The sequence below is a fragment of the Sulfuricurvum sp. genome (assembly GCF_028712165.1).
Taxonomy (GTDB): Bacteria; Campylobacterota; Campylobacteria; order Campylobacterales; family Sulfurimonadaceae; genus Sulfuricurvum.
Genome location: NZ_JAQTQR010000107.1, coordinates 1 through 6,394, shown reverse-complemented (window position 1 = coordinate 6,394; position 6,394 = coordinate 1). Strand labels below are relative to the sequence as shown.

General features: G+C 42.7%; 9 protein-coding genes and 1 pseudogene. 3 read left to right on the top strand and 7 right to left on the bottom strand.

Going from position 1 to position 6,394, the window contains the following annotated elements; translation table 11 throughout:
- Both PHP90_RS13505 and PHP90_RS13500 read right to left on the bottom strand, forming a co-directional pair.
- Nucleotides 1-768, bottom strand: a pseudogene (locus PHP90_RS13505) (excinuclease ABC subunit A); the annotation flags it as partial.
- A 6-nt stretch (nucleotides 769-774) separates the two neighbouring features.
- A complete protein-coding gene (locus PHP90_RS13500) occupies nucleotides 775-1,512 on the bottom strand; it encodes a sulfite exporter TauE/SafE family protein (protein WP_299930951.1) in 738 nt (245 codons plus the stop codon).
- Between the two features lie 129 nt (nucleotides 1,513-1,641).
- Here PHP90_RS13500 and PHP90_RS13495 point away from each other — a divergent pair, with 129 nt between their 5' ends.
- The 3 genes from PHP90_RS13495 to PHP90_RS13485 are packed head-to-tail and all read left to right on the top strand — an operon-like array spanning nucleotide 1,642 to nucleotide 3,308.
- Nucleotides 1,642-2,064 carry a chemotaxis protein CheX gene (locus tag PHP90_RS13495; RefSeq protein ID WP_299930949.1) on the top strand — a complete coding sequence of 141 codons (423 nt, stop codon included), beginning with the start codon at nucleotides 1,642-1,644 and terminating at the stop codon, nucleotides 2,062-2,064.
- A gap of 3 nt (nucleotides 2,065-2,067) precedes the next feature.
- Nucleotides 2,068-2,415 carry a flagellar motor switch protein FliN gene (gene fliN / locus PHP90_RS13490; RefSeq protein ID WP_299930947.1) on the top strand — a complete coding sequence of 116 codons (348 nt, stop codon included), beginning with the start codon at nucleotides 2,068-2,070 and terminating at the stop codon, nucleotides 2,413-2,415.
- Entirely contained in the window at nucleotides 2,412-3,308 is an 897-nt protein-coding gene (locus PHP90_RS13485; RefSeq protein WP_299930945.1) for a hypothetical protein, read from the top strand. Before fliN ends, PHP90_RS13485 begins: the two co-directional genes overlap by 4 nt.
- An 8-nt stretch (nucleotides 3,309-3,316) precedes the next feature.
- On the opposite strand, the gene PHP90_RS13480 is transcribed toward PHP90_RS13485, so the two are convergent.
- The 5 genes from PHP90_RS13480 to PHP90_RS13460 all read right to left on the bottom strand — a co-directional run.
- A complete protein-coding gene (locus PHP90_RS13480; RefSeq protein WP_299930944.1) occupies nucleotides 3,317-3,784 on the bottom strand; it encodes a hypothetical protein in 468 nt (155 codons plus the stop codon).
- A 78-nt stretch (nucleotides 3,785-3,862) separates the two neighbouring features.
- A complete protein-coding gene (locus tag PHP90_RS13475; protein WP_299930943.1) occupies nucleotides 3,863-4,174 on the bottom strand; it encodes a hypothetical protein in 312 nt (103 codons plus the stop codon).
- Between the two features lie 9 nt (nucleotides 4,175-4,183).
- On the bottom strand, nucleotides 4,184-5,173 hold the full coding sequence (dusB, locus tag PHP90_RS13470) for a tRNA dihydrouridine synthase DusB (RefSeq protein ID WP_299930941.1): 990 nt from the start codon (nucleotides 5,171-5,173) through the stop codon (nucleotides 4,184-4,186).
- A 49-nt stretch (nucleotides 5,174-5,222) separates the two neighbouring features.
- Complete coding sequence (locus PHP90_RS13465; RefSeq protein ID WP_299930939.1) at nucleotides 5,223-6,245, bottom strand: hypothetical protein; 1,023 nt, start codon at nucleotides 6,243-6,245, stop codon at nucleotides 5,223-5,225.
- Nucleotides 6,246-6,257: 12 nt separating this feature from the next.
- Nucleotides 6,258-6,394: TraR/DksA C4-type zinc finger protein (locus PHP90_RS13460; RefSeq protein WP_299930953.1), on the bottom strand; the 137-nt coding region annotated here is incomplete at its 5' end.

The window sequence follows — 6,394 nt, the reverse complement described above, 5'->3', positions numbered from 1 at the left end:
GGCACTGTGTTCGCTGTAGTGGATCAGCTTTTCTGCCATCCCTATTTCGTCGTGATTTTGGATTTCGATCTCAACCTCACCGTACGACTCTTTAAGCGCTTTTTCAACGTTTTGTGCCACGCGGTCATGGTTGTCGTCTTTAATAATCAGGCGGTCAATGACCACTTTGAGTGTATGTTTTTTGGTTTTGGACAGCTCGATCTCTTCATCCAGACGAACCATAACCCCATCGACCATTGCACGCACATATCCTTTGTGACGGAGAGATTCAAGAATATCGGAAAATGAACCCTTCTTTTCCCGAATCAATGGAGCCAAAATAACGATTTTTGCTCCATCCGGGAGCTTTAGAACCTGATCGATGATGTCCTGAGCTGACATTTTGGAGATTTTTTTACCGCACAGGTGGCAATGCTGAACCCCGATACGGGCATATAAAAGACGTAAATAGTCATAAATTTCAGTGATTGTTCCAACCGTAGAACGGGGGTTTTTAGAAGTCGTTTTTTGATCGATGGCAATTGCGGGGGTAAGCCCTTCGATTTTATCTACATCCGGCTTTCCGACACGGTCCAAAAATTGTCGCGCATACGAAGAGAGCGATTCGATATATCGGCGCTGCCCTTCGGCATAGAGCGTATCAAATGCCAATGTCGATTTACCGCTGCCGCTGATTCCGGTACAAACAACAAGCTTATTCTTCGGAATCTCCAACGAGATATTTTTGAGATTATGTTCTCGTGCCCCAATAATTTTAATCTTATCCATAAGTCTTTACCCCGCGATCAGTTTGTATGCCGTAATGGCAAAAATAAGTATATAAAAAAGCACCAATACCTGTTTGTAATGGGTTGCATGAACCCGATGAAGCAGCCAGATTCCCAGTGCTATCCCGATTAGCGATGAAAGTGCCATAATCATTCCCGCCTGGAGGTTCATCATCCCCAACCACAGCAGCGTTATAAAAGCAGAAACAGAAGTGAACATAACGAAAAAAAGACCGACTGCGGATGCTTTTTTCAAAGGAAAGCCCATAAAGCTGACGAGTATAGGAGTCATTAAAATCGATCCTCCTACTCCCAACATCCCGGAAAATATCCCGATAAAGCCTCCGATTAGACTATAAAGGGGGCGATTAACCACTTCAGCACGGCTCGGGACAGGAGATGACAATGCCAAGCGTCCCAAAGTAAACGCAACAATACTCAGAAAGAGCCATTCCAATACCGTCGCTTGGAGCAGTTTGACCAAAAATCCTCCGATGATAGCCCCTACGATGCCGCCATAACCGAAATATTTGATGTCGTGCACGACATAGGTCTGTTTTTTATGATGAATCCATGCCGCCAACAAAGAACCGGCCACCATTTGCATCACCGATATACCAATCGCTTCTTTGATACCAAAACCCAAATAAAGCAATATAGGAACACTTACCGTTCCCCCTCCGATTCCGAAAAACCCGGAGAGGGCTCCAACACTTATCCCTAAAAGCGCTAATTCAATCACCATATTGTCTGCTTTAATTTTTGTGTCGCGCGATTATACTTATTTCGTGCTTCAACCAACCCCCTTCTCCATCAATTGATTTTACGGTATAATCAATTCCCATACTTAACAAACCCAAACATTAGGACTGTGATGTTACCGATCATCGTACATGCGGCTGAAAACTTTTGTCTCCATCAGTTGCGACTCCCATATCAACGTATCACTAACCCTTCTAAAAAGAGAACGCTTCTTGCTTATATCGATATTGAAGCTCATGACGGTACTCTCCATAGAGTTTATATCGGATGCGATGATACATTGATACAGACGATTGCAGAAACCTTTTTAGGCGAAGAAGAGAGCGATGAACAAACTCTTATTGACATGCTTTTGGAAACAACGAACATGATTGTCGGAAGTGCAAAAGTTTTGGCAGAAGAGACGTATGAAACATCCATGAGCATTATGACCCCTTTTTTCGTATCGGACGGAATGAGAGAAAGTGATTCGGAAGAGATACAACTCTTAGAAGTTGAAGCCGGCGAAATGACGATTGCACTAAAAAGGCTCTAAACTATGAATGAACCAGTAACAAGACCCGAACCTAGTGTTGGTAAAGATCACCCTTTTGACGCCGAAAAAGAGCTTTCATGGATGGACTATGAGGGGCTGCTTGATATGGAAGTCGAATTTGTCGCTGATCTGGGACAAACGACCCTTTCTCTTGGAGATATTCTCAAACTCGAAAAAGGTTCTGTTATTGATTTGGGGAAACCTGCAGGGGAGAGTGTTGAATCCTACGTCAACCGCCGTATTATCGGAAAAGGCGAAGTAATGGTTTATGAAAAAAACTTGGCTATCCGTATTAACGAAGTTCTCGATTCGAGCGCCGTCCTTTATTACCTTTCAAAAGAGAGACTATGAGATATCTGATCCTTTTATTACTCCTCCCCGCATTTCTTTGGGGAGCCAAAATCCTAAGCTACAATGTCTATGACCGCAATGACCGTGTTGATGTCATGTTGACCTTTGACACCCCTTATGAAGGGGTACTTCGTCAAAATCGCCAAGGCAATACACTTATTATTAAACTTGAAGAGGCATTTATCGATGCCCCGAAAGTTAAAGATGTCAATTCGAAGTATCTGGAAAAATTGACTATTGCACCGCAGGGTGAACACATTGAGATCGTGGCACAAGTCTCTCAAGATGTTGCGATGCAAGCCTCTAAAACATCCGATTCATATGGATTAAGACTCCGTTTTATGCCTTCCACTGCCGCCGCATCTGCTGAAACACCTCCGGTTGATGAAACATCACTTGCAGGACTACCGACTAAAAGCAACAGTGAGTTTGAGCAAAGCTATTACGTCGTAATCGTAATAATGCTGATCGGTATCGCAATCTTGTTTTGGCTTAAACAAAACATTGCCAAGCGTACCGCAACGATGAATACCGAACCAAAAACTCCGTGGCTCTTTAATAAAACAGCCAAAGAGCCCAAACCTACACAGCAGGCTGCACCGACAAAAGCTCAGACGGATATCGGAGGAGGAGTGCATATTCGATTTCAAAAAAGTCTTGATGCCAACAACACTGTCGCTATGTTGGATTACGGCACGATGAGCTATTTGGTTTTGTTGGGAGCAAATACGATTTTATTGGACAAGTTCCAAGACAACATTCCGGTCACTCAAAACGATTTTGAAACACTTTTACAGTCCAAGCATCGTGAACTTGACGGTTATTTTCAGCTCGCTCCGACACAAGATGAAGCATTTGATTCCTATAAAGAAAAGGCTTCAGGGGTTTATTAACCCCCTGGTTATTTTACATTTCCTAAATCATAGCGATTGTACACATCATACGCCTCTTCACCGCCGGTTGAAGAGAGAACCTCTCGGATAAGTTCAGCAGCCTCTTTGCGACTCCCCCCTGCATATCCTTTTGCATAGATTTCCGCTAACGTTACTTTTGCTGCAGGCTCACCCTGAGCTACCGCCATTTTGAGATAATAAGCTGCACGATCGAAATCTTCAGGGACACCCATTGCATTGGCATACGCGAAGCCGGCAGAGACTTGTGCAGGCAAAATCCCTGCTTCTGCGGCATTTGCATATAGCTCCGTTGATTTAGCAAAATTGCGTTCTACCCCTTCACCGTTATAATGAAGTGTTGCCAATGCAAATATACAACGAGAATCACTTTCCCCTTTACTAAACCACTCATACGCTTCTTCAAAACGTTTTGTTGCATACGCATTCATACCGGCATTATAGAAATCAATTTCCACATTATCCCCTTTTTGGTGCGATTGTAACCAAAGAGACTAACATTTAGATAATCCTATCAATGAAGCTGCAGGAACTTATCAGAAAAAAAGCCAAACCAACAGTGCAAAACCCAAAATGAGATTGAACCAGCTTCCGCCGTCTTCGAACAACATGACCAGTAGATTATAATATTGTCGTTCCATGAACGATGAAGTAATCAACAAACCTTCTTTTGCGTACTGTGTAATCTCGCTTCCCCAGATAAAAGCAACAATTTCGGGTACTATAATAAATACAATTACTCCGACAAATCCCCATATCGTCTTTGCCGGTTTCATCGACATCAGTGCTTTTTTGGTTGCGGGATTTTTGGCTATCAGTTGGGCTTTGGCTTTGATTTTACGATGCATATATTCTTGTTAACACTCACACTTCATGTCAGACGCTTTGAACCCTTCACCGATTTGCCGATGGGTAAGAAAGAACTCATCAACGACGGCGCGGAAGTGGCTCGCGTCATCGATGCGGTTTACCAGATCACGCAGCGCTGAAGCGCCTTCATAGCCTTTGGAGTAGGTATGGACATGCTTGCGGAACGTTACAACTCCGCGCTGACCGTAAAAGCTTACCATGCTGTCCAAATGTTCCATAATGATCGCATGTTTGATGAGAGGATCGACCGAAGCGCTTCCGGTTTTAAGCTGATGAAAAATCCACGGTGCACCTACGGCTCCGCGTCCGATCATTACACCGTCGGCTTTAGTATGTTCCAATACCCATTGCGCTTTCTCGAAAGAGTCAATATCACCGTTCGCAATGACTGGAATACTGATAGCAGCTTTGATCTCGGCAATCGCATCGTAATCGACCGGAGCTTTAAATTTCCCTGCACGTGTGCGTCCGTGAACCGCCAGAAAATCAGCTCCGCACGATTCGACGAGCTTGGCAATTTCAATGTGGTTTTTAGATTCAAAGCCCAAACGGATTTTGACACTCAGCGTTGATTTGTTGGACGTTTTTTTAATCGTTTCGATGATTCGAGCCATTCTGGGTAAATCACTCAATAACGAACTTCCCGATCCGTGACATACAATTTTTGGAACCGGACAGCCGCAGTTAAGATCAATGATATCAATATCGTCTTGAGTGTTGAGCACCTCTACTGCACGTCGAACGATCTCCTCTTCAGACCCTGCTATCTGTACAGAGTAAGGATCTTCGTTCGGGCTTCGTTCCATCATCTTAATCGTCTTTGTAGAACCGTGGGCGAGTGCATTGGAACTGATCATCTCACTGACCGTCAAATCCGCTCCGAATTTTTTAACAACATTGCGAAAGGGTAAATCCGTATATCCGGCTAAAGGTGCAAGAGCATAGATAGGAGTATCAAAAGAGAGTTTAGGAGTCATCAAAAATTACCTTAGAGGAGAAGATAGCGTTTGACGCTATCTCATAGTGTTAACAATTTGGACGTAAAAAGATCGCAATGTCATAGTGTTTATTGGCACGTTTGAGATCACGATACGCTTTGAAAATTTGGAAATCGTTATGTGCGGTGTTGTTAAGAATTTCATTCGCTGTATCAATCATCTGTAAGTCATACAACGTATAAAGATACCCTTCCATCGCTTCATCATTATGTTCACTCAGCATTTCAAATAAACGAATACGTTGTTCAGGAAGCATATTTTTAGACATTGCTTCTGAAAGATCGATCCAATCGCTGCTTTTTAATTTAAGTGTTCCAAATATAGAGGCCAACTCTTCATTACTGATTTGAATACCATTTTCAGCAGCATTAATCCGTTGAACGAAATCGAGTAGAGATGCTTTTGTAAAAAAGCGTTGATATTTCATAATCGAGCCGACCGATGCCGTTTTAACATACGCCTCGTATGCTTTAGCACAAACAATTTCCCCATAACTGTCCGGACGGGAAAGGACACTGTCCGCATCGATTTCGCCCCGTTCAAGACGGTTAAGATTATTTTGGATAGCAATCGATGTCGTGGCAGGCAAATGAAATTTTTTGATATCTACTTTTTTATTTTCTTTGACATCACGCATCAATTCAAGCGCTTCATCGATTTTTTCATTTCCGATTGCACGAAGAGTCTCATAGGGAAGGATCATTGAATGATCAATCAATTTCCCCATCAATTTATACGCATCGCTTTTGTAGACATTGCTGCGTTCGCCGACACCCAAGAGCGCATCACGCAAAGCATCAATCATTTTTTCATGATCTTTATTCAAACGGCGAAGTTTAAAATTTCCGACCAATGCGTAAACACCCATGTGCACTACGCTGGCAAGATACATCACAAAAAGAGGTACTACAACCCAAAATGCGATAGGAAAGTTTGGAAAATGCATCCCTAATAAATCAAATCCAATCGAGCCATTATCTATCGTGTAGGTCGCAATACCTACTAATATCATTAAAATGAGCGACGCGATGGTATAACGTTTTAGTTGCATTTTCTCTCCCTTTTAGTGTTTATTTTTTTCAACGATCGGACGGCATACAATACAATACTTTGCATGCGGTTTCACTTTTAAACGTTGAAAACCGATATCGTCTTCACACATTTCGCAAATTCCGTATACTTTTGACTTGATTTTAAAGA